The sequence below is a fragment of the Achromobacter sp. SD115 genome (assembly GCF_017355315.1).
In the GTDB taxonomy this organism is placed as follows: Bacteria; Pseudomonadota; Gammaproteobacteria; order Burkholderiales; family Burkholderiaceae_B; genus Achromobacter; species Achromobacter xylosoxidans_B.
This window is the reverse complement of record NZ_JADIJM010000015.1, coordinates 105,948-130,723: the sequence shown is the minus strand read 5'-3', so window position 1 is coordinate 130,723 and position 24,776 is coordinate 105,948. Positions and strand designations below refer to the sequence as shown.

General features: G+C 66.3%; 27 protein-coding genes. 21 read left to right on the top strand and 6 right to left on the bottom strand.

Annotation, left to right across the window (positions count from 1 at the left end; all coding sequences use genetic code 11):
- Positions 1-2: 2 nt before the first annotated feature.
- From IPU70_RS20895 to rsmB, 3 genes are read right to left on the bottom strand one after another with little or no spacing between them, the layout of a single operon-like run.
- On the bottom strand, positions 3-2,318 hold the full coding sequence (locus IPU70_RS20895; protein WP_207469940.1) for an ATP-binding protein: 2,316 nt from the start codon (positions 2,316-2,318) through the stop codon (positions 3-5).
- Positions 2,315-2,905, bottom strand: coding sequence for a DUF4390 domain-containing protein (locus IPU70_RS20890; protein WP_207469939.1), 591 nt, complete (start codon positions 2,903-2,905; stop codon positions 2,315-2,317). The genes IPU70_RS20895 and IPU70_RS20890 overlap by 4 nt, the downstream gene beginning before the upstream one ends.
- Before the next feature lie 40 nt (positions 2,906-2,945).
- On the bottom strand, positions 2,946-4,283 hold the full coding sequence (gene rsmB, locus IPU70_RS20885; RefSeq protein ID WP_207469937.1) for a 16S rRNA (cytosine(967)-C(5))-methyltransferase RsmB: 1,338 nt from the start codon (positions 4,281-4,283) through the stop codon (positions 2,946-2,948).
- A gap of 92 nt (positions 4,284-4,375) precedes the next feature.
- Here rsmB and IPU70_RS20880 point away from each other — a divergent pair, with 92 nt between their 5' ends.
- Positions 4,376-5,008 carry a LysE family translocator gene (locus IPU70_RS20880; RefSeq protein ID WP_207469935.1) on the top strand — a complete coding sequence of 211 codons (633 nt, stop codon included), beginning with the start codon at positions 4,376-4,378 and terminating at the stop codon, positions 5,006-5,008.
- A gap of 31 nt (positions 5,009-5,039) precedes the next feature.
- On the opposite strand, the gene IPU70_RS20875 is transcribed toward IPU70_RS20880, so the two are convergent.
- A complete protein-coding gene (locus IPU70_RS20875; protein WP_207469934.1) occupies positions 5,040-5,792 on the bottom strand; it encodes an IclR family transcriptional regulator in 753 nt (250 codons plus the stop codon).
- A gap of 185 nt (positions 5,793-5,977) precedes the next feature.
- On the opposite strand from IPU70_RS20875, the gene IPU70_RS20870 reads away from it, so the two are divergent.
- The 16 genes from IPU70_RS20870 to rimO all read left to right on the top strand — a co-directional run bounded on the left by IPU70_RS20870 (position 5,978) and on the right by rimO (position 21,282).
- Positions 5,978-6,757 carry an enoyl-CoA hydratase/isomerase family protein gene (locus tag IPU70_RS20870; protein ID WP_207469932.1) on the top strand — a complete coding sequence of 260 codons (780 nt, stop codon included), beginning with the start codon at positions 5,978-5,980 and terminating at the stop codon, positions 6,755-6,757.
- On the top strand, positions 6,754-8,376 hold the full coding sequence (locus IPU70_RS20865; RefSeq protein ID WP_207469930.1) for a methylmalonyl-CoA mutase: 1,623 nt from the start codon (positions 6,754-6,756) through the stop codon (positions 8,374-8,376). The genes IPU70_RS20870 and IPU70_RS20865 overlap by 4 nt, the downstream gene beginning before the upstream one ends.
- Entirely contained in the window at positions 8,373-8,789 is a 417-nt protein-coding gene (locus IPU70_RS20860; protein WP_013396676.1) for a cobalamin B12-binding domain-containing protein, read from the top strand. Before IPU70_RS20865 ends, IPU70_RS20860 begins: the two co-directional genes overlap by 4 nt.
- Positions 8,786-9,913 carry a CaiB/BaiF CoA-transferase family protein gene (locus IPU70_RS20855; RefSeq protein ID WP_207469928.1) on the top strand — a complete coding sequence of 376 codons (1,128 nt, stop codon included), beginning with the start codon at positions 8,786-8,788 and terminating at the stop codon, positions 9,911-9,913. Before IPU70_RS20860 ends, IPU70_RS20855 begins: the two co-directional genes overlap by 4 nt.
- Positions 9,910-10,851, top strand: a complete 942-nt coding sequence (locus tag IPU70_RS20850) for an ArgK/MeaB family GTPase (protein WP_207469926.1) — start codon at positions 9,910-9,912, stop codon at positions 10,849-10,851. Before IPU70_RS20855 ends, IPU70_RS20850 begins: the two co-directional genes overlap by 4 nt.
- Positions 10,852-10,867: 16 nt before the next feature.
- The gene (locus IPU70_RS20845; protein WP_207469924.1) at positions 10,868-11,833 is read left to right on the top strand and encodes a tripartite tricarboxylate transporter substrate binding protein; all 966 of its coding nucleotides are present in this window, start codon (positions 10,868-10,870) and stop codon (positions 11,831-11,833) included.
- Between the two features lie 3 nt (positions 11,834-11,836).
- Complete coding sequence (locus tag IPU70_RS20840) at positions 11,837-12,178, top strand: hypothetical protein (protein WP_207469922.1); 342 nt, start codon at positions 11,837-11,839, stop codon at positions 12,176-12,178.
- The gene (locus IPU70_RS20835) at positions 12,175-13,416 is read left to right on the top strand and encodes an ABC transporter substrate-binding protein (protein ID WP_207469920.1); all 1,242 of its coding nucleotides are present in this window, start codon (positions 12,175-12,177) and stop codon (positions 13,414-13,416) included. Before IPU70_RS20840 ends, IPU70_RS20835 begins: the two co-directional genes overlap by 4 nt.
- 72 nt (positions 13,417-13,488) lie before the next feature.
- Positions 13,489-14,565 (top strand): isopenicillin N synthase family oxygenase, encoded by a 1,077-nt coding sequence (locus IPU70_RS20830; RefSeq protein WP_207469918.1) that lies wholly within the window; start codon positions 13,489-13,491, stop codon positions 14,563-14,565.
- A 71-nt stretch (positions 14,566-14,636) separates the two neighbouring features.
- Positions 14,637-16,070: an aldehyde dehydrogenase family protein gene (locus tag IPU70_RS20825; protein WP_207469916.1), complete on the top strand. Its 1,434-nt coding sequence runs from the start codon at positions 14,637-14,639 to the stop codon at positions 16,068-16,070.
- An 11-nt stretch (positions 16,071-16,081) separates the two neighbouring features.
- Positions 16,082-16,834, top strand: a complete 753-nt coding sequence (locus IPU70_RS20820; RefSeq protein WP_207469914.1) for a glucose 1-dehydrogenase — start codon at positions 16,082-16,084, stop codon at positions 16,832-16,834.
- A 36-nt stretch (positions 16,835-16,870) separates the two neighbouring features.
- Entirely contained in the window at positions 16,871-17,428 is a 558-nt protein-coding gene (locus IPU70_RS20815) for a cob(I)yrinic acid a,c-diamide adenosyltransferase (protein ID WP_207469912.1), read from the top strand.
- 46 nt (positions 17,429-17,474) lie between these two features.
- Complete coding sequence (locus IPU70_RS20810; RefSeq protein ID WP_207469903.1) at positions 17,475-18,164, top strand: HEAT repeat domain-containing protein; 690 nt, start codon at positions 17,475-17,477, stop codon at positions 18,162-18,164.
- A 78-nt stretch (positions 18,165-18,242) separates the two neighbouring features.
- Positions 18,243-19,253: a HEAT repeat domain-containing protein gene (locus IPU70_RS20805; protein WP_207469901.1), complete on the top strand. Its 1,011-nt coding sequence runs from the start codon at positions 18,243-18,245 to the stop codon at positions 19,251-19,253.
- Positions 19,254-19,507: 254 nt separating this feature from the next.
- The gene (locus tag IPU70_RS20800; RefSeq protein ID WP_207469899.1) at positions 19,508-19,765 is read left to right on the top strand and encodes a DNA-binding transcriptional regulator; all 258 of its coding nucleotides are present in this window, start codon (positions 19,508-19,510) and stop codon (positions 19,763-19,765) included.
- Positions 19,766-19,944: 179 nt separating this feature from the next.
- The gene (rimO, locus tag IPU70_RS20795; RefSeq protein WP_207469999.1) at positions 19,945-21,282 is read left to right on the top strand and encodes a 30S ribosomal protein S12 methylthiotransferase RimO; all 1,338 of its coding nucleotides are present in this window, start codon (positions 19,945-19,947) and stop codon (positions 21,280-21,282) included.
- A gap of 37 nt (positions 21,283-21,319) precedes the next feature.
- Here rimO and IPU70_RS20790 read toward each other — a convergent pair whose 3' ends face one another.
- Complete coding sequence (locus tag IPU70_RS20790) at positions 21,320-21,637, bottom strand: multidrug efflux SMR transporter (RefSeq protein ID WP_207469897.1); 318 nt, start codon at positions 21,635-21,637, stop codon at positions 21,320-21,322.
- A gap of 81 nt (positions 21,638-21,718) precedes the next feature.
- Between IPU70_RS20790 and IPU70_RS20785 the strand changes: the two genes are divergently transcribed.
- Positions 21,719-22,120: a helix-turn-helix domain-containing protein gene (locus IPU70_RS20785; protein WP_207469895.1), complete on the top strand. Its 402-nt coding sequence runs from the start codon at positions 21,719-21,721 to the stop codon at positions 22,118-22,120.
- Here IPU70_RS20785 and IPU70_RS20780 read toward each other — a convergent pair.
- Positions 22,117-22,677, bottom strand: a complete 561-nt coding sequence (locus IPU70_RS20780) for a bacterioferritin (protein WP_013396693.1) — start codon at positions 22,675-22,677, stop codon at positions 22,117-22,119. The two genes, IPU70_RS20785 and IPU70_RS20780, sit on opposite strands and share 4 nt — an antisense overlap.
- A gap of 221 nt (positions 22,678-22,898) precedes the next feature.
- On the opposite strand from IPU70_RS20780, the gene IPU70_RS20775 reads away from it, so the two are divergent.
- Genes IPU70_RS20775 through IPU70_RS20765 form a run of 3 tightly spaced genes read left to right on the top strand, consistent with a single transcriptional unit; the run spans position 22,899 to position 24,767 of the window.
- Positions 22,899-23,486: a TIGR00730 family Rossman fold protein gene (locus IPU70_RS20775; RefSeq protein WP_013396694.1), complete on the top strand. Its 588-nt coding sequence runs from the start codon at positions 22,899-22,901 to the stop codon at positions 23,484-23,486.
- Between the two features lie 37 nt (positions 23,487-23,523).
- Positions 23,524-24,090: a hypothetical protein gene (locus IPU70_RS20770; protein WP_013396695.1), complete on the top strand. Its 567-nt coding sequence runs from the start codon at positions 23,524-23,526 to the stop codon at positions 24,088-24,090.
- 50 nt (positions 24,091-24,140) lie between these two features.
- Positions 24,141-24,767, top strand: a complete 627-nt coding sequence (locus tag IPU70_RS20765) for an HAD hydrolase-like protein (RefSeq protein WP_207469893.1) — start codon at positions 24,141-24,143, stop codon at positions 24,765-24,767.
- Positions 24,768-24,776: the final 9 nt, after the last annotated feature.

Genomic DNA, 24,776 nt, shown 5'->3' with positions numbered 1-24,776 from the left:
ACCTATTGCGTAGCCGCATTATCCTTTGCTTGCGCGGTCGCGTCTATTGTATCGGCCTCGGAAGCCAGCCGGGTCAACAAGATCGAGATCCGCGCGCCTCCTTCCTTGCGGTTGGCAAGGTCGATACGCCCACCGTGTTCTTCCACGATCTTGCGTACGATTGCCAATCCTAACCCAGTCCCGTGGGACTTGGTGGTTACGTAGGGCTCGAACGCGCGCTGCATGACCTGGGGCGGAAAGCCCGGCCCGGTATCGGCGACGGTAAACCTGAGGGCCTGCTGGTCCGCGCGGTCGGGCTGCTCGCTGCGCATGAGTTGCGTGGTCACGCTGACCCGCCCTTGCCCGCCCTGCTCCGCGATCGCGTCGCGGGCATTGGACATCAGGTTGTGAATCACCTGGCGCAACTGGGTGGGATCGCCTTCGATGAGAGGCAGGTCCGGCGCCAGCGTCACGTCCAGGTTCAGGGCCTTTTCAGCCAGGCGCGGCGAGCCGCCTTCGGGCTCCCAGCCGTACAGCGACAGCACGTCCGCCACCAGGGCGTTGAAGTCGATGCGCTGCATCACCGCCGGCGGCGTGCGGGCGTATTCGCGGAAGTCGTCCACCATCTGTTTGAGCGACGCCACCTGATTGACGATGGTGTTGGTGGAACGCTCGACGATCTGGGCCTCGGCGGGGGGCAGCTTGCCTTCCAGCTTCATGGCCAGACGTTCCGCCGACAGCTGGATCGGCGTCAGCGGATTCTTGATCTCGTGCGCCAGGCGGCGGGCGACCTCGCCCCAGGCCACGGTCCGGTTGGCCGAGATCACTTCCGTAATGTCGTCGAACACCACCAGATAGCCGTTGCCGCGCCCGTCCACGCGCAGATGCGTGCCACGCGCCAGCAAGGTCAAGGGCTGCGCCCCTGCCGGCGCCTCGCCCTGGCCCGGGGCGATCTCGAATTGCTGCTGCCAGTGCTGGCGCTCGGACCCCACCGCGGCATGGGCGGAAAAAGCCTGCCGGACAATATTGGCGAAATCCAGCATGCCGGCCACCGTTTCCAGCGGACGGCCGATCACCGAGCGCAGATCCGCCCCAAGAATGGTCTGGGCGCCCTGATTGACCGTGGTGACGCGGAACGACTCGTCGAACACCAGCACCCCGGAAGACAGGTTCGACAGCACGCTTTCCAGATAGACATTGGAGCGTTCCAGCTGCTGCCGGTTGCTCTCGACCATGCGGCGGGCCTCGTCCAGCTGGCGCGTCATGGCGTTGAACGAACGCGTGAGCTGGCCGACTTCGTCACGCTCCGGCGGTTCGGGCAGGGGCCGGTAGTCGCCCACGCCCACGGCTTGCGTGCCGCCCGCCAGGCTGAGCAGCGGACGCACCAGCCGCTTGGACAGCGACAACGCCACGGCGATGGCGCCAAAGGCCGCCAGCAGCAGGGCCAGGGTCAGGGTGATGCCATACAGCTTGCGCAGGCCCAGCCGCGACAGCGCCAGTTCCTGGTAGTCGCGAAAGCCCTGCTGCACCAGGTTGGCGTTGTGGGCGATCTGCTCGGGCACCGGCTGCATCAGCTGCAGCCAGCGGGGCTCGGACGCCGCCCCCAGCAGGTTGTCATAGCGGTCCGGCCCCGTGAGCGGAATCACCACCCGCAGGTGCAGCCCGCCTTCGGCGCCGGGCGTGACCGGATCGTCGGCTTCGGCTGCGGAATAGCCCCGCGCCAGCCGCAGCTGATTGATGACCGTGGACGGCGGCGTCGCCGGCAGCAACTGGCCGTACTGGCTGGTGGAAAACGCGATCATGCGCCCGCTGCCGGTGAACACCATGGCTTCCTGCACGCCATTGGCCTCGCGCAGCCGGGTCAACGCCAGCGTCACGCCGCTATCGGAGTTGCGGTTCAGTTCCATGGCCATGGAGCGGGCGCGGGCGTCCAGGTCCGCCAGCAGCGAGTCCAGCGCGGCGCGGCCCAGGTTCAGGCCTGCCTCCAGGGCCGTGTCCACCCGCACGTTGAACCAGGATTCGATCGAGCGCGACATGAACTGCACCGACACGGTGTAGATCAGGGCGCCGGGCACCACGCCGATCAGGGCGAAGGCCAGGGAAAAACGGGCCGTCAGCCGCGCGCCGAACTGGCGCCGGCGGATCTGCCGCGCCAGCCGCACGGTCAGCGCCACCACCCAGACGAAGAGCGCCAGCGCAAAAATGCCGTTCAGCACCAGCAGCGTGTCGTAGTAGCGCGCAAAGCGCGAGGCATTGCCGGTAGACCACGCCAACAGGCCCAGCAATGCCAGGCCGCTCGCCGCGCCAACCATCAGGGCCAGCCGAAGCAATAGCCTCATGACGGGTCTTTCTCCTTGTCGCTGAGCACGAACGTGAAGTCCAGCCAGGGCGTCGCCTGCACCCACGAACTGCTGTTCAAGGCGTTGACCTGGAAGGGCCGCGGCAACAGCGAGGTATCCAGGCGCAAGCGCAGCTGGCCGCCGTAAAGCACGCCCGCGTCGAAGTCGTCGGCGTCGCCCACCGGCCAGTTGCGGATATGGCGGATGACGCCCATGGCGTCGTCCAGGGAGGCGACCGGGAAGGTCAGTTCACCCACGCCGACCCGCCATTGCCGGGTCAGGGCGTTGTAGATGACGCGCCAGGTGCGGGAGGTGTCGACCAGGGATTTGTCAAACCACCACCAGCGTTCGCGGTTGATGTTGAGATCCGCCGTGAAATAGAGCGGAACCCCGCGCTGGGCCGCGTCCCGCAGTTGCTGGTTCAGTTCGAACTCGATGTCCGCGTCGATTTCCAGCTTGCCGTCGCGCACCGCCGGGCGAACTTCGGTGACCTTCGGTTCGGCCCCATGCGCCTGCCCGCCCGGCACGAACGAAAGCAAGGCAGATGCGAGCAACAACCCGAGAAATAAGCGCGGAATAATGGACATACGGCACCGGAACTACGTCATGCCCCCTATTCTTGGCGATTCAGGACTGCTTGGCAAACAGGGCGTAGAAAAACCCGTCGTGCTGGGCCGCAGGTGTTGCATCGACCGCAACTGGCAGCAATTGCCCGGGCGCCTCCAGACGCTGCGCGTCAGGGTGGCGCTGCATGAACTCCAGCGCCTGGCGCGCGCCCTCGATCGGGAAGATCGAGCAGGTCACGTAGAGCAGCCGCCCGCCGGGCGCCACCGTGCGCCAGAGCGCGTCCAGGATGCTGGCCTGCAGGGTGGCCGTGCGGCGCACGTCGTTCTCGCGCCGCAGCCAGCGGATGTCCGGGTGGCGGCGCACGATGCCCGAGGCGGTGCAGGGCACGTCGGCCAGCACCGCGTCAAAGGGCTTGCCGTCCCACCAGGCGTCCAGGTCGGCGGCATCAGCCGCTTTCAACTGGACACGATCGCTTGCCAGGCCCAGCCGGTCCAGGTTCTGCCCGACGCGGGCCAAGCGGTCGGCGTCGGCATCCAGGGCCAGCAGGTCGATGTCGGCCAGTTCCAGCAGATGGGCGGTCTTGCCCCCCGGCGCGGAGCAGGCGTCCAGCACCCGCATGCCGTCGGCGGGGGCCAGCAACTCGGCCGCCAGTTGCGCGCCGGCGTCCTGCACCGACCACCAGCCTTCGGCAAAGCCCGGCAATTGCGTCACCGGCTTGGGCGTGGCCAGCACCAGGCCGGACTGGCCCACGGGCTCGGCCGCCAGACCGGCGGCCTGGAACGCGGCCAGCACCTGCTCGCGGCTGGCGCGGCGGCGGTTGACGCGCAGGGTCAGCGGCGCGGGCAGGTTGGCCGCAGCCAGGATCTCGCGCCATTCGCGCGGATAGGCCACGGTCAGCTGCTTGACCCACCAGCCGGGATGGTTCCATTGGGCTTCGGGGCTGTCGGCCACCGCGGCCTCCAGCGCCACGCGTTCGCGCAGAAAGCGGCGCAGGCAGGCGTTTAGCATGCCTTTGAAGGAGGCCAGTTCGCGGCTGCGGGACGCGGCCGTCACGGCCTGGTCCACCACCGTGTGGGGCGCGTAGACCGGCATGCCCGGCAGGGCCGACGCGGCCTCGCCTTCTTCTTTCAGCAGGGTCAGCGAGACCAGCAGCAGGGATTCGAACAGCACGCTGGGATAGCGCTGCACCATTTCGCGGCCCACGGCATCGGCCCAGCCCAGATAGCGCATGGCATGGAACGACACGGCTTGCGTGGCGGGCCGCAGGGACGACTCCACGCCGGCCAGCGCGTCCGTCAGGGAACGGCCGTCCAGCACGCCCTCGACCACCTCCGCGCTGGAAAGCAGGACGGAGGACAACGGGGGGGCCAGATTGGGGGAGTCGGAACGCGTGGACATGGTGCAAATTCAAGAGATAAGACCGCTATGGTAGCCGGACCTGGACGAACCGCGCCTGCCACGGCACACTGGCCCCAGCCACGGAGCCCCCCATGACCCTCGCCACCCTGCTGCTCTTCATCCTGGCCTCGGCCGTCACCATCATCACGCCGGGCCCCACCGTCCTGCTCGCCATGAGCAACGGTTCGCGCCACGGCGTGCGCGCGGCCTGCTGGGGCATGGCCGGCGCGGTGCTGGCCGACCTGGTCCTGATCGGCGCGGTGGCCTCGGGCCTGGGCGTGGTGCTGGCGGCGTCGGAAGTCGCCTTCCAGCTCATCAAATGGGTGGGCGCGGCCTATCTGGCCTATCTGGGCTGGAAGATGCTGCGCTCGGACGCGGCGCTGGTCATGCCTGCCGCCCAGACGGACGCCCGGCGTCCGGCGGGCCTGACGCTGGGCCTGCGCAGCTTCGCGGTGGCGCTGACCAATCCCAAGGCGCTGCTGTTCATGTCCGCCTTCCTGCCCCAGTTCATCAATCCGGCCGCGCCCCTGCCCGCACAGTACGCCGTGCTGGCCGGCGTCATGGCCCTGATGAACATCGCCGTGATGCTGGCCTACGCGGCGCTGGGCGCGCAGATGGTGCGCGCCTTCCAAGGCGCCGGCCTGCGCTGGCTGAACCGCATCTGCGGCGGCTTGCTGATCGGGCTGGCGGGGACGCTGGCGCTGTACCGGCGCGGCACGCCTTGAGCGGCCGGCCCCTCGGCCGGTGCACCGCCCGCTAGGCCCGCCCCAGTTGGCGCGATAGAAAGCTGCAGGTCGCCACCAGCAGCTTCGCGCATTCGGCCACATTGCCCTCCATGCGATGCTTGGGTCCGGCAACCGCGACGGCCAGCGTTTCGTTGTTGATGGTGAGCGTCGTCGCGACCGCCCACACGTCATAGACGTTCTCGCCCCGCGTCACGAAATAGCCGTTCTTCCGGCTTTCCAGAATGTCCTGGATCAGCGCCTCGTGCCCGGTCTTGGTCTCCGGCGTGATTGCGGCCAATTGCTGGTCTTCCAGCCAGGCGCGCAGGTCGCGCTCTTTCAGCGTGCCCAGAAAAGCCTTGCCGATCGAGCTCGAATGCAGCGGCTTGAACTCGCCGGGCTTGGCCGAATAGCGGATGGAATGCAGCCCTTCGATGACCTGCAGGTAGATCGCCGATTCGCCCAGGCGCTTGCCCAGGATCACGGTTTCGCGGGTGGAATCGCGCAGCCGCTCCAGGACCTGAGTGACGTGCTCGATGAACGGGTCCTTGGCCAGGATGTCGCTCGTCACGTCATACATGCGCTTGGTGGGATACAGCGTACGCGGACGGTTCAGCGTGTACAGGTAGCCGCGCGCGGTCAGCGTCGAGACGATGGCATGGCAGGTGCTCTTCGGGATGCCGGCCGCCTCGGCCAGATCGGTCAGTGATAGCGGCCGTTCATTGGCCTGAAACGCTTCGAAGACGTCGAGCACACGCTCGACTCCGGTCACCGTGACTCCAGACATGGCGCTTCCTTTTAGGGAAAGTGGGATGGCCGCAATTCAGCCCGCTGAATAAATCCGATAAATCCGTTCCGTTTCCGATTTGCCGCACGGTTTTGTTCGTAATACCGAACAACCGTCCTTGTTCCCGAATATTTTGCTTCATACCATCCTCAGCACGCAATACACCTCGACGGAGATCAGAAAGCGTGCAGACGAACAAGGACATCGCGGTAGAGGAGCGCGCCGGTGGCGAGGTGTGGATCACCATCGAACGGCCGCACAAGCACAACGCGCTCGCCCGCCAGGTGCTCGCCGAACTCGGACAGGCGGTGCTGCAGGCAGGCGCGCGCATGGACACGCGCTTCATCGTCCTGACCGGCGCTGGCGACCGCTACTTCGCCGCCGGCGGCGATCTGGTGGAACTGGCCCAGGTGCGCGATGAAGCCTCCACCGGCGACATGGCCGAGCAGTCCCGCGCCGCCCTGGACGCGGTGCGCGCTTGTCCCGTGCCCGTACTGGCCTACCTGAACGGCGACGCGATCGGCGGCGGCGCCGAACTGGCCCTGGCCTGCGACATGCGCATGCTGGCCAGCCACGCGCACATCGGCTTCATCCAGGCGCGCCTGGCCATCTCGTCGGTGTGGGGCGGCGGCGTCGATCTGTGCCAGTTGGCCGGCAGCGCCAGGGCCATGCGCATGATGAGTCGCGGTGAATTGATAGACGCGCCGCTGGCGCTGGACTGGGGCCTGGCCGACGCCATCGTCGCCGGCGGGCCAGCGGGCGCGGACATGCAGGCTTTCCTCAAACCGCTGCGGCTCTGCGCGCCCCAGGTGCTGCGTGCCATCAAGGCGCAAACCGCGGCCTGGCGCCAAGGCGCCTCGTATGAGGCCCGCCGCGCCGTCGAACGGCAGCAGGTGATGCATACCTGGCTGCACGACGATCACTGGCGCGCGTCCGACGCCTTTCTCGCGAGGAGTGCGAAATGAGCGCCGAACAGCATCGCGAAGCGCGCGACATGGAGCCGCAGCTGAGCGCCACCAGCCCCAGCGGCATCGACGTGCCGACCAGCGTCGGCGCGGACGCCGTCGACCCGGCCCGCATCGGCGCGCCGGGCGAGTACCCCTACACGCGGGGGATTTTCCCCGACGGCTACCAGGGCCGTCTCTGGACTATCCGCCAGTACTCGGGCTTCGGCACCGCCGAGGAGTCCAACGAACGCTACAAGTTTCTTCTGGAAAAGGGGCAGACCGGCCTGTCCGTGGCGCTGGACCTGCCCACGCAGTGCGGCCTGGATCCGGTGCACCCGATGGCGCGTCCCGAGATCGGTAAGGTGGGCGTCTCGCTGTCCAACCTGAGCGAGGCCGAGATCCTGTTCAAGGACCTGGACCTGTCGAAGATATCGACCTCGTTCACGATCAACGGCACGGCCGCCATCATCTACGCGATGTATCTGGCCGTGGCGGACAAACAGAATGTCCCACGCGACAAGCTCACCGGCACCATCCAGAACGACATCCTGAAAGAGTACGTGGCGCGCGGCACCTGGATCTTCCCGGTACGCCCTTCGATGCGGCTGATCGCGGACTCCATCCTCTATTCCAACGAAGTCTCGCCGCGCTTCAATCCGATCAGTATCGCGGGCGCCCACGTGCGCGACGCCGGTTCGACCGCGGCCGAGGAAATGGCCTACACGTTGGCCAACGGCCTGGCCTATGTGGAGGAACTGCGCGCGCGCGGCGGCGACGTCGAGAAGTTCGCCAAGCGCCTGTCGTTCTTCTTCTACGTCCACATGGACTTCTTCGACGAGATCGCCAAGTTCCGGGCGGGCCGCAGGCTATGGGCCCGCCTGATGAAGGAACGCTACGGCGTGCAAGATCCAAAGGCCCAGCACTTCCGCTTCGGCGTGGTCTGCGGCGGCTCGTCGCTGGTGGCGCCGCAGCCCTACAACAACGTCGTGCGCGTGGCGGTGGAAACCATGGCCGCCGTGTTGGGCGGCGCGCAATCCATCTTCACCTGCGCCTTCGACGAGGCCTTCCAGATCCCCACGGAATTCTCGGCCGAGCTGGCCGTGCGCACGCAACAGATCATCGCTTTCGAAAGCGGCATCGGCCGCACGGTCGATCCCCTGGGCGGCAGCTACTTCCTGGAGCAGCACACCGACCGGATGGAAGAGCAGATCACCAAGGTAATGGATGAGATCGACGCCTACGGCGGCGTTATCCCGGCCATCGAGGACGGCTGGATCCAGCTGCGCCTGGCCGAACGCGGCCTGGAACGCAAGCTCAACACCGACTCCGGCCGCAACGTGATCATCGGCCAGAACTACTTCAGGAAGGCGGACGAAGAGATCAAGGTCGGCGAGGTCTTCAAGCTGGACCCGACCGTGGCCGAGCGCGCGCTGGAGAAGTACCAGCGGGTGCTCGACACGCGCCGCCAATCCGAGGTCGACCGCGCGCTGTCCCGGCTGTCCGCCGTGGCCGCCAAGGACAACGAGAACATCATGCCCTACCTCGTGGAGTGCTGCCACGCCTACGCCACCGTCGGCGAAATGGTGGAGCGCCTGAAGGACAAGTGGGGCGAATTCAAGGAGCCGGTGAATCTATGAGCGCCCAACAGACCTCTGCCGCCCTGGCGGCCAAGCGTATCCTGATCGGCAAGCCCGGCCTGGACGGCCACGACATCGGCGCCAAGATCGTCGCGCTGACGCTGCGCAACGCCGGGGCGGAAGTCATCTATACCGGCTTGCGCCGCAGCCCGCTGCAGATCGCGCAAGTGGCGGTGGACGAAGGTGTGGACGCGGTCGGCCTGAGCATCCTGTCCGGCAGCCACCGCGAGCTGGTCGCCGAAGTCATGGCGCAGCTGCGCGAACTGCGGGCGCACAGCGTGAAGGTCTTCGTCGGCGGCACCATCCCCGCGGAAGACTGGCCCTACCTGAAAGAACTGGGTGTCGCCGCGATCTTCACCGCCGACATGCCGCTGGACGACATGGTCCGCACCTTGGCGCAGAGCTTGTCATGAACGCGCCGCTCGCGGGGATCCGGATCATCGAAGTCGGCCATATGCTGGCCGGCCCCTACTGCGGCCTGATGCTGGCCGACATGGGCGCCGAGGTCATCAAGATCGAAACGCCCGAGGGCGACATCGGCCGCAGCGTCAGCCCGCATTTCGTGGGCCCGCACAATGCCTACTTCGCCAGCCTGAACCGCAACAAGAAAAGCGTGGTGCTCGACCTGGCAAGCATGGAGGGACGCGAGGCGCTGGGGCGCATCGTCGAAACCTCGCATGCGCTGGTGACCAATTTGCGGCCTTCCGCGATTCGCAAGCTCGGCCTCACCTATGACGCGTTGCGGCGCTGGAACGAACGGTTGGTCTGCGTGGCGCTGACGGGCTACGGGCTGGACGGCCCTTACGCGGACAACCCCGCCTACGACTACGTCATCCAGGCGATGACGGGTGTCATGGCCTTGACCGGCGATCCCGAGGCGCCGCCCACCAAGGCCGGCTACTCGGCGGTGGACAACTCGGCGGGCCTGGTGGCCGCGGTCGGGCTGCTGGCCAAGATCGTGCAGGGCGAAGGCGGCCAGGTCGATGTCGCGATGTACGACGTCATGCTCTCGCAGCTCAATTACCTGGCGGGCGCGGCGCTGAACGCAGGCGAAACCATAGAACGCCTGGCGGACTCGTCCCACCCCTATGTGGTGCCGGCGCAGATATTCGCGACGGCGGACGGATGGCTCACGCTGTTCATCACCCACGACAGGTTCTGGAAAACGTTCTGCTGCGAAATCGGCCGTCCCGAATGGGTGACGGACCCGAAGTTCGCCACCATGGCGGGGCGCAGGACGCACCGGACCGAAGTCATAGCCGCCATCGCGCAGGTACTTCGCCAGGCGCCCGCCCGCGCATGGGTGCGCCGCCTGAGCCCGCTGGGCGTGGTGGCGGCGGAAGTCGGCACCTTGAACGCGGCGCTCTCCAGCGACATCGCCGCCGCGCGCGCGCTGGTGGTCGCGCTGGGCGACGGCAGCCTGCCGCTGCAGGCCGTGGCCAGCCCGATCCGCTTCCAGGGGTATGCGCCGGTCTACGGCCTGCCGCCCCTGCTGGACGAGCACGGCGACGAAGTGCTGGGCAGGGTCAGGACATGAACGCACCGGGCCGCCCCAAGCACGAAGCGGATCTGGCGGAAACGCCGCCCCTGGACCGCTGGGCGCTGGGCCGCGCGCTGACGCGCATGGCCAACGCCGACGCCGCGGAAGTGGCGCGCTTCGCGCTGCGCGATGCGACCGCGCACGCCGCCCGCCGGATCGGCATCACCGGTGCGCCGGGCGCCGGCAAAAGCACCCTGGTCGGGCATCTGGCGCTGGAGCGCGCGCCGACAGGCCGCCTGGGCGTCTTGGCCGTCGATCCGAGCAGCCCGAAGAGCGGCGGCGCGATCCTGGGCGACCGCGTCCGCATGGACGACCTGGCCGGCATCGGCGATCTCTACATCCGCTCGCTGGGTTCGCGCCGCACCTGCGACGGCCTGGCCGACAACCTGCCAGAGATGCTTGACATCATGGACGAGTTCGGCTTTGACGAAGTGCTGCTGGAGACGGTCGGCATCGGCCAGGCCGAGTATGCGGCGCGCGCGCAGGTCGACACGCTGGTCCTGGTCCTGCTGCCCGAAAGCGGCGACATGGTCCAGGCCATGAAGGCCGGCATCATGGAAATGGCCGACATCTACGTCGTCAACAAGTCGGACCTGCCGGGCGCGAAAAAAATGGCCACCGACATACAGCGCATCGCCGCGGTGAGCCAGCAGCCCGAGGGCGCATGGCGTGCGCCGGTGCTGCTGGCCTCGTCCACGCAGCCGGACTCGATCCGCGTGCTATCCCAAGCCATAGACCGGCATCAGGCCTGGCGCGCCACCGATCCAGAGCGGCGCCAGCGCCTGCGCGCCCAGCGGCAGCGCTACCGGCTGCGGCGCATGCTCGAAATGCGCATCGCGCACGCCATCGCCCACGCCGACGACGCACTGTTCGACGCTCCGCTCGGGCAGCAGATGGGCCGGATACTCGCGGCCGCCGCCACGCTCGATTCTTGACTCCTGGAGAGCCGCCATGCTCATGCGCCTTTTCGCATCGTTGTTGACCGCCGTCTGCACCGCCGCGCCGGCCGCGAGCCCGGGCGCGGCATTTCCAGACAAGCCGGTCAGGATCATCGTCCCGCAGACGCCTGGCGGCGCCTCCGACGTGCTGGCCCGCATCATCGGCCAGAAGCTCACGGCGAAATGGGGCCAGCCGGTGGTGGTAGAGAACCACGCCGGCGCGGGCGGCAATGTGGGCATGGAGCTGGTCGTCCGGGCGGCGCCCGACGGCTACACCCTGCTGATGAGCTACGTCGGCACCCAGGCCATCAATGGCGCGCTGTACCGCAAGCTGTCCTTCGATCCAGTCCAGGATTTCGCGCCCGTCGCCACGCTGGCCACCCTGCCCTTCGTCATGGTGACGCGGCCGGATTCACCATTCAAGACCGTCTCCGAAGTCGTGGCGGCCGCCCGCAACTCGCACATCAACTACGGCTCGGCCGGCAACGGCTCCGTCAATCACCTGCTGGGCGAGATGTTCAACGCCGCGACTGGCGTCAAGCTCGCGCACATTCCCTACCGGGGCGCGGCGCCGGCGCTGCAGGATCTGATGGGCGGACGGATCCAGGTGGTGTTCACCAGCCTGCCGTCCGTCATCGGCGCCCTCAAGAGCGCCACCCTCTATCCGATCGCGGTCACCAGCGCGCGCCCTGCCGCGGCATTCGACAGCATTCCGACCATCGCGCAAGCCGGCTTCAAGGACTTCGATGTCAATCCATGGTTCGGCCTCATGGCTCCCGGACGCACGCCGCCGGATCTGGTGCGGAAAATCAACAGCGATGTGAACGACATCCTGCGCCTGCCGGAAGTCGCGGCCAGCTTCGCGGCGCAGGGCGCGGAGCCCTACATCACGCAACCGGACGAGTTCGCGCGCGTCCTGCGTGCCGATGCGCTGAAGTGGGGCGAGGTGGTACGCGCCTCGGGCGCGCAAGTGGACTGATCCATGTCGCGCGCACTGATCCGGTCGCTGAAGAAAACGCAGCGCGTGGGAGCCCAGGCCCAAGCGTCAGCGGCGCAGCAGCAGGACGCCCGCTCGGCCGCGCTGTCCCTGCTGCGGCGCAGTGTGAGATTCAAGCATGACCGCCTGGCCGTCCTGCGGCTGGCCAACGCAGTACAGCTGGGCGCCAACGTCGACGAGACGCTGTGGGAGTACTGCCATGCGGTAGCAAGCGGCATGGCCGACCCGACGCAGTTGCAGAAGGTCCTGACGCTGCGCCGCGGCACGACGGACCAGCCGACCGGCGGCATAACGCCGGCGGAATCGAACCCCAGGAGACAAGAATGAAAACTTCTTCCTATAGCTGTTCGTTGCGCAAGCGCACCTCGTCGGGCCGTCGCGTCGTGGTGTCCCTGTTCTGCATCGCCGCCTGCGTCCCGGCATGGGTCCAGGCGAGCGGCGACGTTGTAAAGATCGGCGTGCTGGCCGACATGTCGGGCATCTACTCCGACATGGGCGGCGCCGGCATCACGGAAGCGGTGAAGATGGCCATCGCCGATTTCGGCGGCAAGGTCAACGGCAGGAAGATCGAGGTCGTGACGTCCAATCACTCGGCCAAGCCCGACGTCGCGGCAACCGCGGCGCGCGGCTGGTTCGACACGCAGGGCGTGGACATGATCATCAGCGGCCCAAGTTCAGGCACCAGCCTGGCCATCGCCACGGTCGCGGCGGAGAAGAAGAAGATCGTCATTGTCACAGGCGGCGTCGCCGCCCAGCTGACCAACGAGGAATGCTCGCCCTACACCGTCCATTACCTTTACGACACGGTGGCCCTGGCCCGCGGCACCGGCGCGGCCATGACGCGCCAGGGCGGCAAAACCTGGTACTTCCTGACGGTCGATTACGCCTTCGGCAAGTCGCTGGAAAAGGAAACCACGGAGGTCGTCCGGGCCAATGGCGGCAGCGTGCTGGGCAGCGTGCGCCATCCCCTTTCCACCCCCGATTTCTCGTCCTTCCTGCTGCAGGCCAAGGCCTCGGGCGCGCAGGTCCTGGGACTGGCCAACGGCGGCTCCGACACCATCAATTCGGTCAAGGCCGCGAGCGAGTTCGGACTGTCTTCATCAATGAAGCTTGCGGGCCTGATGCTGTTCATCACCGACGTGCATGCCCTGGGCCTGGAGCAGACCCGCGGCATCAACCTGACCGAGGCCTGGTACTGGGACTCGGACGACAAGTCGCGCGCATGGGCCGCCCGCTTCCAGCAGAAGATGAGCAAGATGCCCACCAGCATGCAGGCGGCCAGCTACTCGGCGACGCTGCATTACCTGAAGGCTGTCCAGCACGCGCCCAGCAACCAGGCCGAGGACGTGATGGCGCAGATGAGGAAAGAAAAAATCAACGACATGTACACCCAAAACGGCTCCATCCGGGAGGACGGCCGCATGGTCCACGATCTGCGGCTCATGGAGATCAAGAGCCCGGCCGAATCCAAGGGGCCTTGGGACTACTACAAGCAGGTACAGATGATTCCTGGAGAGCAGGCGTTTGCCTCCAAGGCGGAATCCAAGTGCAAGTTCTGGAACTGATGAAAACGCCGTCCGAGTGTTTGAAGACCAGAGTGGTTTGGTAATTGCCCATACATCAAGGAGACATCGATCATGACTACTGCAACAAATCAGGTAAGCGCGTCGGAAAGCGTCAAGCAAGCCATAAAAAGCGGCCAGGGACTGCCCATCCTCGACGTGGGTCCGTATCTTGCCGGCAAGCCCGGCGCGCTCGAGCAACTGGCGGCGGACGTGCGCTGGATCCAGGAGAACCTGGGCTTCTTCGCCATCGTCAACCACGGCATTCCCCAGGGGCTCATCGACGAATCGTTCCGCCAGACCGCCAAGCTCTTCGAGATTCCCATGGAAGAGAAGCTCAGGCATCGGGTCGGCTTCCACCACCAGGGCTACCTGCCGCCCAAGGCGTCCATCCTGCAATCGACCGCCATCATGGAGAAGATCGCGCTCAACACCAAGAAGGACACCAACGCCGCCTGGCTTTTCATGCGCAACCGCACTGCCGACGACCCCAAGGTGGTGGCCAACGTCCGCCACCGCGGCTTGAACCAATGGCCGGAAAGCCTGCCAGAGTTCCGCAAGACCTTGTACGAATACCAAACCTCCATGGAGGCGCTCGCGCTCAAGCTGCTGCCCATCTATGCACGGGCGCTGGACCTTCCGGCCGACCATTTCAACCACATGTTCAAAGCGCCGGAGTACTACCAGCGCTGCGCCTACTACCATCCGGAAGAGCGCCTGGAGGAAGGCCAGTACGCCCTGGCACCACACTCCGACGGCAGCTTCCTGACGCTGCTGCCGATGACGCCAGTGCCGGGCCTGCAGGTCATGACCCCCTCGAAGGAATGGCTCAACGTCACCTACGTCAAGGACGCGCTGATCGTGAACACCGGCCAGGTCCTCAACCGCCTGTCCAACGACCGCTTCATCGCCACGCCACACCGCGTGGTCAACCCCCCGATGAAGCGCTACGCGCTGACGTTCTTCTTTTACCCGGACGATGACGCCAACGTGGGTCCCATCCCCGCCTGTGTCATGCCGGGAGAAAAAGCCAAGTACGACTCCCGCTCCTTCTACGACTTCTTCGTGCCCTACCTGGACGATCTCTACCACTACAACGATCCCAAGTTCATGAGCGAGGTCGAACCCGAAGGCATCCGTTCCCAGGCCTGACGGCGTGCCGCCGCCGACGGCAGCGCGCCTTTGCGGGCCGCGGCCGTCGTCTCAATCTCAAGGAGCAACGCGTGAGCAAATTGTTGATCGACGGCCGCTGGGTCGATGCGCTTGACGGCGAAACCATGGATGTCATCGACCCCTGCACCGGGCAGGCTTTCACGCGGATCGCGCGCGGCCGGGCCGCGGATGTGGATCTGGCGGTCACGGCGGCGCGGCGCGCGCAGGAAGGCGCCTGGGGCAGGATGACGGCGACCGGGCGCGGCCGGATCCTGCAGCGCCTGGGGCAGATCATCCTGGATCATGGCGAGGAGCTGGCCGAACTGGAGGCCCGCGATACCGGCAAGCCCATGTCGGTGGCGCGCGCGGACGCCGGGGCGGTGGCGCGCTACTTCGAGTTCTACGGCGGCGCGGCCGACAAGATCCACGGGCAGACCATTCCCTACCTGGCCGGCTACAACGTCAGCGTGGTCCGCATTCCGCACGGCGTCACGGCCCACATCATTCCCTGGAACTATCCCGCACAAATGATGGGGCGCACGCTGGCGCCAGCGCTGGCCATGGGCAACGCGGCGGTGGTCAAGCCCTCCGAAGATGCCTGCCTGACCGCCTTGAAACTGGGCGAACTGGCGCTGCTGGCCGGGCTGCCGGCCGGCGCGCTCAACATCGTGACGGGCTACGGCGCGGAAGCCGGCGCGGCGCTGACCTCGCACCCTGACATCAACTTCGCGACCTTCACCGGTTCCCCCGAAGTCGGCGTCCAGGTCCAGCAAGCTACCGCGCGCAATCACGTTCCGTGCGTGCTCGAACTGGGCGGTAAATCGCCGCAGATCGTATTCGACGACGCGGACCTGGCCAAGGCCGCGCCGATCATCGTCCGGGCCATCGTCCAGAACGCGGGCCAGACCTGCTCCGCCGGCAGCCGCCTGCTGGTGCAACAGGGCATCTACGACCGTTTCGTCCACACCATCGCGGCCGGCTTCGAAGCGCTGAAGGCTGGCACGCCGAAGATGGATCTGGACTGCGGTCCGCTGATCAACGCACGGCAGCGCGACAAGGTGCAAGCCTTCATCGCCGAGGCCGCCGCCATGGGCGTGCCGCTGCTGGCGGAGGGCCGCCTGGCGCCGGACGCGCCCGGCGGCGGGTATTTCGTCAAGCCGGCGCTGTTCGGGCCGGTACCCCGCGACCACCGGTTGGCCTCGCAGGAAGTGTTTGGCCCGGTGCTGTCCGTCATGCCGTTCAACGACGAAGACGATGCCCTGCAACTGGCCAATGCGACGGACTACGGCTTGGTCGCGGGCGTCTGGACGGAGAACGGCAGCCGTCAGTCCCGCATGGCGCAGCGCATCGCCAGCGGCCAGGTATTCATCAATTGCTACGGCGCGGGCGGCGGCGTGGAGCTGCCCTTCGGCGGTGTCAAAAAAAGCGGCTATGGCCGCGAGAAGGGATTTCTCGCCCTGGAAGAAATGAGCACGACCAAGACCATTGTTCAACACTACGCATAAGGAATACCACCATGTCCGGATTGAGCAACAAGATCACGATCATCACGGGAGCAGGCAGCGGCTTCGGCGCCGCCATCGCCCGCGCCTACGCCAAGGAAAACGCCAAGGTCGTCCTGGCCGACCTCAATCTCGAAGCTGCCCAGCGGGTCGCTCGTGAGCTGGGTGAAAACGCCAGCGCCGTCGCGTGCGACGTGAGCAACGGCGACCAGGTGCAAGCCATGGTCCGCCACTGCGTGGAACACTTCGGCGCGCCCGACGTGGTGATCAACAACGCCGGCACCACGCACCGCAACCAGCCCATGCTGGAGGTGGACGAAGCGACCTTCGACCGCGTTTTCTCGGTCAACGTAAAGTCGATCTATCTCATGACGCTGGCCGTGGTTCCGTTGATGAAGGAAAAGAAAGACGGCGTGATCATCAACGTGGGCTCGGTAGGCGCCATCCGTCCGCGCCCCGGCCTGACCTGGTACAACAGTTCGAAAGGCGCGGTCAGTGTCATGACCAAATCGATGGCCGCCGAACTCGCGTCGGACGGCATCCGCGTCAATCTCATTTCGCCGGTCATGGCGCCCACCGGACTGCTCAACGACTTCATGGGCGTGGCCGACAATGCCGAGAACCGGGCGCGCTTCGTATCGACGATACCGCTGGGCCGGATGTGCGACCCGGACGACGTGGCGAACGTGGCCGTATTCCTGGCCAGCGCCGAGGCACGCTTCCTGACCGGCGTCGAGCTCCCGGTCGACGGCGGCCGCTCCATCTAGGCCGGGCGCACGCGCCCGTCAGACAGGAAGAAAACCATGGCCAACCGCTTATCCGTCATCGCCACCCGCACCGGCGATGACGGCACCACCGGACTGGGCGACGGCTCGCGCACGCCCAAGGACGCGCCCCGCATCACCGCCTTGGGCGAGGTGGATGAACTGAACAGCGTCATCGGCGTGCTGCTCGCGGAGAACCTGCCCGACGAAGTCGCGAAGGATCTGCACACCATCCAGAACGACCTGTTCGACATGGGCGCCGAACTCTGCATCCCTGGGCATCGCGCGCTGCACCAGGCGCAGATCGCCCATCTGGACGGCCGCCTGGCGCATTACAACGCCGCCCTGCCGCCGCTGAAGGAATTCATCCTGCCGGGCGGCTCGCGCGCATCCGCGCATTTCCACGTGGCCCGAACCGTCTGCCGCCGCGCCGAACGCGCGGTGGTGGCACTGACCCGCACGGACGGTCTCAACCCGACGGTGCGGCAGTACCTGAACCGGCTCTCGGACCTGATGTTCGTGCTGGCGCGGGACATGAACCGGCGGCTGGATTTGTCGGATGTGTACTGGAGCAGCCGGCATTCGCGGCCCTCTTGACCTTCTCACAGTGTGAAGGTGTCCACTGCCGGACAAGGAGGCATCCATGGCCCATCAAGACCCCGGCAGTTCCCATGCCGCATTGGCGACGGCACTCAGCAACCCGGACGCATCGGTTCGCCTCGCGGCCGCCCTGCGCGCCGGGACAACCCCCGATCCGGCCACTATCCCGTTACTGGTGACCCGCTGCGGCATGGAACCGGATTTTTTCGTGCGCGACATGCTCACCTGGGCGCTGACGCGGCATCCGCACACAGACACCTTGCCCTTGCTACTGGCGGAGCTGAACTCGTCCCTCGCCCCGGCACGGAGCCAGGCGCTGCACACGCTCTCGAAGATCGGCGATCCCGGCTCCTGGGCTGCGATCACACCCGCACATCTGCACGATCCGGATCCGGAGGTCGCGCGAACCGCGTGGCGCACCGCCGCCGGGCTGGCGCCGGCTGCGCAGCGCAACAGTCTGGCGCGGGAGCTTGTTTGCGAACTGGGCCGCGGCGATACGGATCTCAAGCGCAGCCTCGGCCGCGCCTTGGCGATGCTGGGAGACACCGCAATCGCCCTGCTCCAATCCGCCGCAGGGCACCAGCGCCCGGAAGTGCGTGTCCATGCTTGCGCCACTCTCAGGCTGATCGCCGATCCGGAAGGCCCGTTCGTGCTCGACCCTGCGGACGCCCGGCCCTTGGCACCGTCCTCACCCCATGCAATGGATCGCGCGCAGCCTTCCGGACAGCGATAATTGTCCGGCTAGCAGCCACAGCAACCGCGGGCGCGGGTATCAACGGCACGGCTCGGACCAACACGGGAGACAGCCTTCATGCGCATCAGCGAACTGGCCAAACGTTCGGGGATCAGCGCGCGCATGCTGCGCCACTACGAGTCGCTCGGGCTCCTCAAGCCTTCAGGCCGCACCATGGCGGGATACCGCGAGTACTCGGAAGCCGATGTCTGGCGCCTATTCCAGGTGGCAAGCTTGCGTTCGCTCGGCCTCGGACTTGCCGAGGTCGGCCAGGCGCTGGGTCAACAAGCGCCTCGGCCCGACGTGCTCATCGACGAACTCATCTCCCGCAGCCAGCAGCGACTTGCTGCGGAACAGGAGCTGCTTGCCCGCCTCAGTGCCGTGCGCGCAGCGCTTCCCGCGGACTGGCCGGGTGTGCTGGACGTCGTCCAGCTGTTGAACAAGCTTGACTCGGCGCATGCGCCTGTACGGCAGCGTGCGGCGCTCGATGCGGCGATCAGTGGCGCGCCCCTGGCCGAAGGGGTCGCGCAGGCCTTGCTTCAAGAGCAGGAGCCAAACGTTGCGGGAGCCTTGCGCTGGGCATTGGGTAGGACCGAAGGCAACGGCATCGGTGTGCTGGGCGCGGCCCTTCGGTCGGCCGATGCCGACGTGCGCGAACGCGCCGTGCTGGCGCTTGCCTACGTCGGCAGCGCCGAAGCGCTCGACAGGCTGCAGGAGCCGCTCTCGGATTCCGCGGCGCGCATACGATATCGCGTCGCCCGGATACTCGGCGCGCGGGGCGTACGCGACGCCATCCCGCTGCTGGTGGAACAGATCGTGGTCGGCGACCACGATGTCGAGGCGGCCGACGCTTTGGCCGCCCTTGCCGAGGATCCCGCAACTTCTGGGCAGATAGTCTCGCATCTCGAGGCCGCGGCAGCCGACGCTCAACACGATGTCCAGGCCCGTATCCGCATCTCCCAGGCCCTTGCCGAGATCCCTGGCGCGGCGGCGACCGAGCTGCTTGCCCAGCTCGCGGTGGATCCAGCGCCTGAGGTGGCGCGCAATGCCGTTTACGTCATCGGCATGCGCAGCGGCACGGCCCCGTAGCCTAAAAAGGACGCAATATCTCCCTAACGTCTGCCCCCAATCCGCTAAAACAACGGCCCCCTACGCCGCGCCAAGATTGCGCACGCGCTGGTAGAGATGTCGAGCCAGGTTGGGAAGTCGGGCCGGCTGGCGATTGGATGACAATTGACCTACGGCAATGCCGTATAATTATAAATTCGCCTTCGCCGCCATCACGGCACGACGGCATGACCCCCTGGGACGCCACGCTGGCGCCACCCGACTTTTGAAGAGCCATGAAGAATGCTGCCCCGACGGCGCGCAGCGCTGCGTGGCAGGCGTCGCATATCAGCGAAGCACGCAGCCGCGTGGGCCTGCCGCAAACGGATTTCGCTGAACTGCTGGGCGTGAGCGTTCGCACGCTGCAAGATTGGGAGCAAGGCCGGCGCACCCCTTCGGGCGCGGCGAAGACCCTGCTGCAGGTAGCAATGTTGCATCCCGAGACCCTGCGAGAGCTGCCCCCGTGGCGCGTCAACGAACACGCTGAATCTTGAGGCCCGCCGCCCCGGCCTCGCCCGACATGAACAACACATCCGCCGCGCGACACGCTCGCCGCGCGATTTTTTGGTGAACTAGATTGGAAATCCTCGAAACCTCCCGGCCTGGCAAGGGCCCCGGCAAGGCCGACAGCGCTGACGCGAACGCGTCGGCCGCCGCCACCCTGGCCAACAGCATCGCCGCCGTCCACGCCGAAGGCCGAACCCCGCGCGTGGGCTTCGTTTCCCTGGGCTGTCCCAAAGCCCTGGTCGACTCCGAACGCATCCTGACCCAACTGCGCACCGAAGGGTACGAAGTCACGCCCGAGTACAACGACGCGGACGTGGTCGTCGTCAACACCTGTGGCTTCATCGACAGCGCCAAGGCGGAATCGCTTGAGGCCATCGGCGAAGCCCTGGCCGAGAACGGCAAGGTCATCGTGACCGGCTGCATGGGCGTCGAGGAATCGGTGATCCGCGACGTGCACCCCAGCGTGCTGGCAGTGACCGGCCCGCAGCAGTATGAAGAGGTGGTGCGCGCGGTGCACCAGGCCGCCCCGCCCAAGAAAGATCACAACCCTTACCTGGACCTGGTGCCGCCGCAAGGCATCAAGCTCACGCCGCGCCACTACGCCTACCTGAAGATCTCGGAAGGCTGTAATCACCGCTGCAGCTTCTGCATCATCCCGTCGATGCGCGGCAATCTGGTCAGCCGGCCGGTGGGCGACGTGCTGAGCGAAGCCGAGCGCCTGGTCAAGGCCGGCGTGAAGGAACTGCTGGTGATTTCGCAGGACACCAGCGCCTATGGCGTGGACGTGAAGTACCGCAGCGGCTTCTGGAACGGCCGGCCGGTGAAGACCCGCATGACCGAGCTCTGTACGGCCTTGTCCGAAATGGGCGTGTGGACGCGCCTGCACTACGTGTATCCGTATCCGCACGTAGACGAGGTGATCCCGCTGATGGCCGAGGGCAAGATCCTGCCCTATCTGGACATTCCGTTCCAGCACGCCAGCCCGCGCATCCTGAAGGCCATGAAGCGCCCGGCCTTCGAGGACAAGACCCTGGCCCGCATCAAGCGCTGGCGCGAGATCTGCCCGGACCTGACGATACGCTCGACCTTCATCGTCGGCTTCCCCGGCGAAACCGAGGAAGACTTCCAGTACCTGCTGGACTGGATGCAGGAAGCGCAGCTGGACCGCGTCGGCTGTTTCCAGTATTCGCCGGTGGAAGGCGCGCCCGCGAACCTGCTGGACAATCCGGTGCCGGACGAGGTCAAGCAGGAACGCTGGGAACGCTTCATGGAGCTGCAGCAATCGATCTCGACCGCTCGCCTGGCGAAGAAGGTGGGCCGCGAGATCGACGTACTGATCGACGAAGTGGACGAAGACGGCGCCGTGGGCCGCAGCAGCGCCGATGCGCCCGAGATCGACGGCTGCGTCTACGTCAGTTCGGACAAGCCGCTGAAGGCCGGCGACATGGTGCGCGCCCGTGTCACCGATTCCGACGAATACGACCTCTGGGCCGACGCGATCTGAACCCGGTCCCGCGCGCGGCGCCCGCCGCGCGCGCGGCTCAGGCTTCGAGCAGCTTGAGCCCCGCCACCCCGCCCACGATCAGCGCGATGCACAGCAGGCGCGCGGCGGAAGGTGAATCCCCGAACAGCATGATGCCCAGCACGGTAATGCCCACCGACCCGATGCCGGTCCAGATGGCATAGGCCGTACCCGCAGGCAGCTGCTTCATGGCCAGCGTCAGCAGGAACACGCTGCCGAGCGCAGCGGCAATGCCGATCAGGCTGGGCCAGAAACGGGTCCAGCCGTCGGCGTACTTCAAAGCCAGCGCCATCACGATTTCGACCGCGCTCGCGGCGACCAGAATCAACCAGGCCATCTCGGCCTCCTGCCAGGACTAGGGAATCGCCAGCGTAAGGGCTATAGTTACCTAAGGACAAGTACGCACCTTTTGGTAACCATGAAAAAGCCTGCCGCACTCTCGCCTGCTGGCGACGTATTCGACGCCGCGTGTCCCTCGCGCCGCGCCCTGGAGCTGATTGCCGGCAAATGGGTGCCGCTGATCCTGCCGGCGCTCGAGCATGGCCCCTTGCGCAACAATGAGCTGCTGCGCAGGCTGGACGGGATTTCGCAGAAGGTCATGACGCAGACGCTCAGGGAACTGGAACGCCACGGCCTGGTGCTGCGCGAGGATCTGGGCACCGTGCCGCCGCATGTGAGCTACCGTCTGAGCGAACTGGGCCGGTCCTTGAATGTGGCGCTGGTCGCGCTGGACCGCTGGGCCGAGCAGCATCATGCGGCGCTGGACGCGGCGGCGCGCCAGCACGACGCGCGCGCCGCCTCCTCGCCGCAGGCGCGCTAGTTGCGCGCCAGGAAGTCCGACATGTCGTCGGCGTGCTCTTCTTCCACGGCCAATATCTCTTCCAGCATGCGGCGCGTGGTGGAGTCCTGCTCGCCGATGTAGTCGATCATCTGGCGATAGCTGTCGATGGCAATGCGTTCGGCGATCAGATTCTCCTTGATCATGTCCTCCAGCGAAGCGCCTTCGACGTACTCGGAATGGCTGCGCTCGAGCAGGCCCTTGGGCGACAGGTTGGGCTCGCCGCCCAATTGCACGATGCGTTCCGACAGCCGGTCCGCGTGCTCCTGTTCCTGCGTGGCGTGCTCGGCGAATTCCGCGGCCACGGGCTCGGCGTTCAGCCCGCGCGCCATGAAGTAATGGCGCTTGTAGCGCAGCACACAGACGATCTCGGTGGCCAGCGCTTCGTTCAGCAGCTTCAGCACGGTCTGCCGGTCGGCGCGATAGGTGTCGGTCACCGCGCCGGACTCGATGTCCTTGCGCGCCTTCGCGCGTATCGCCTTGACGTCCATCTCGAACGGGCGGCCGGCCTGTGTTTGGGTACGGGTTGCTTGTTCCATATCGTGGCTCCTCTTGGTTAAGTGAAAGCACTGCGACACTGGGCTTCCAGTCTCTCCGAACGACCCAGTCTACCGATCGTGGCGGAACATGCTGTGTCCAAACATTGCCCCTGCCCCCGAAATCGGGGCGTCCGAAATGGTTTTCGAACCTTGCGTAAACTATGGGCTTCCCGAAAACCCGTGACGCAATCTGTAACGGGATAGGCTTCACCCAAAGATCTATGACTCTGAAGAACATTTGCGTGTACTGCGGCTCGAACCCGGGCGCCCGGCCTGATTACATCGAACAGGCCCGCGTGTTGGCCCGTGAACTGGTGCAGCGCGATCTGGGACTGGTCTACGGCGGTTCAGTCGTGGGCATCATGGGCGTGGTGGCCAATGAGGTGCTGGCCGCCGGCGGCCGCGTGATCGGCGTGATTCCCGAACTGCTGATGAAGAAAGAGCAGGCGCACCGCGGCCTGACCGAGCTTCACATGGTGCAGACCATGCACGAGCGCAAGGCCATGATGATGGAAAAGGCCGACGGCTTTATCGCGCTGCCGGGCGGCGCCGGCACGCTGGAAGAGTTCTTCGAGGTCTGGACCTGGGCGCAACTGAACATGCACAACAAGCCCTGCGGCCTGCTGAACATCGCCGGCTACTACGACGCGCTGGTCCAGTTCGTGAACCATGCGGTCGAGGAAGAATTCATCCGCCCCCAGCATCGCGACATGCTGGTGGTGGAAGAGGACCCTGCCCTGCTGCTGGACCGCTACGCCATGTACGAACCGCCCAATGTCTCGAAGTGGTTCGAACAGATCAAGGCCTGACGCCATCCATCAACCCGACCACCACGGAAGGCCCGCAATGCCCACCCATGCGTTGACTCCCGCCAGCACCGAGTCCGTACTGCGCGACTACTTTCACGCCAAGGACGAGAACCGCCCGCACTACATGGCGCGCGCGTTCGCCCCGGACGCGGTGCTGAAGATGGCATTGCGCACGCAAGCCATCGCCTTTCCGCCCGAGTCGCATGGGCTGGCCGCGATCACCGACACCCTGGTGCGCAAGTTCGGCCAGACCTACGACAACGTCTACACGTACTACCTGGCGCGGCCCGAGGCCGGCGCGCGCCTGCCCGCTTACCAATGCGACTGGATCGTGGGCATGACGGAAAAGGCCAGCGGCAACGTCCGCGTGGGCTGTGGCCGGTATGAGTGGGAGTTCCAGCCCGAGCCGTATCGCGCGACCGGCCTGGTCATCACCATCGAAACCATGGTGACCTTGCCCGCGCATGACACCGAAGCGGTTTTCGGCTGGCTGCTGGGGCTGGACTATCCCTGGACCAGCGCCGCCCGCGTGGTGGCCGCCGCGCCGCCGCTCGAAGGCCTGGCTCCCGTCGTGCACTATCTGCTGCATCCGAACGGCAGCTAGGGCCGGCGCAAGACTGCTTCCCGTATCAACAGGCTCTAGAGATTCACGCTTTGAAATACGACATTGCCGCTTTTGATTTCGATGGAACCCTGGCGGACACCATGCCCTGGTTCAATTCCATCCTGAACACGGTGGCCGACAAGTACGGCTTCCGCAAGATCGACGCGTCCGAACGCGAACAGCTGCGGCACCGCGATGCCGCCGACATCCTCAAGTTCCTCGGCATCCCGCTGTGGAAGCTGCCCGCCATCATGGCCCACGTGCGCACGCTGATGCAGGAGATCGATCCCAGCGTGCATCTGTTCGACGGCATCCCCGACGCGCTGGCGCGCCTGAAGGCGGGCGGGCTGCGCCTGGCGGTGGTCAGCTCGAACTCCATCGAGAACGTGCGGCGCGTGCTGGGCGCGGAAACCGCCGCGCTGTTCGACGACTACGAATGCGGCACCGACCTGTTCGGCAAGTCCGCCAAGATCGACCGCCTGCTCAAGCAGCACGGCACCGCCCCCGAGCGCTTCCTGCTGGTGGGCGACGAAATGCGCGACATCGACGCTGCCCGCAAGGCCGGCGTGCGCATCGGCTCCGTCGCCTGGGGCTATAACCATGTCGAGGCGTTGCGCGAGCGCGGCCCCGACGAGCTGTTCCTGACCGTTGCCGACCTGCCAGCCACGCTGGCCTGAACCTGGAAT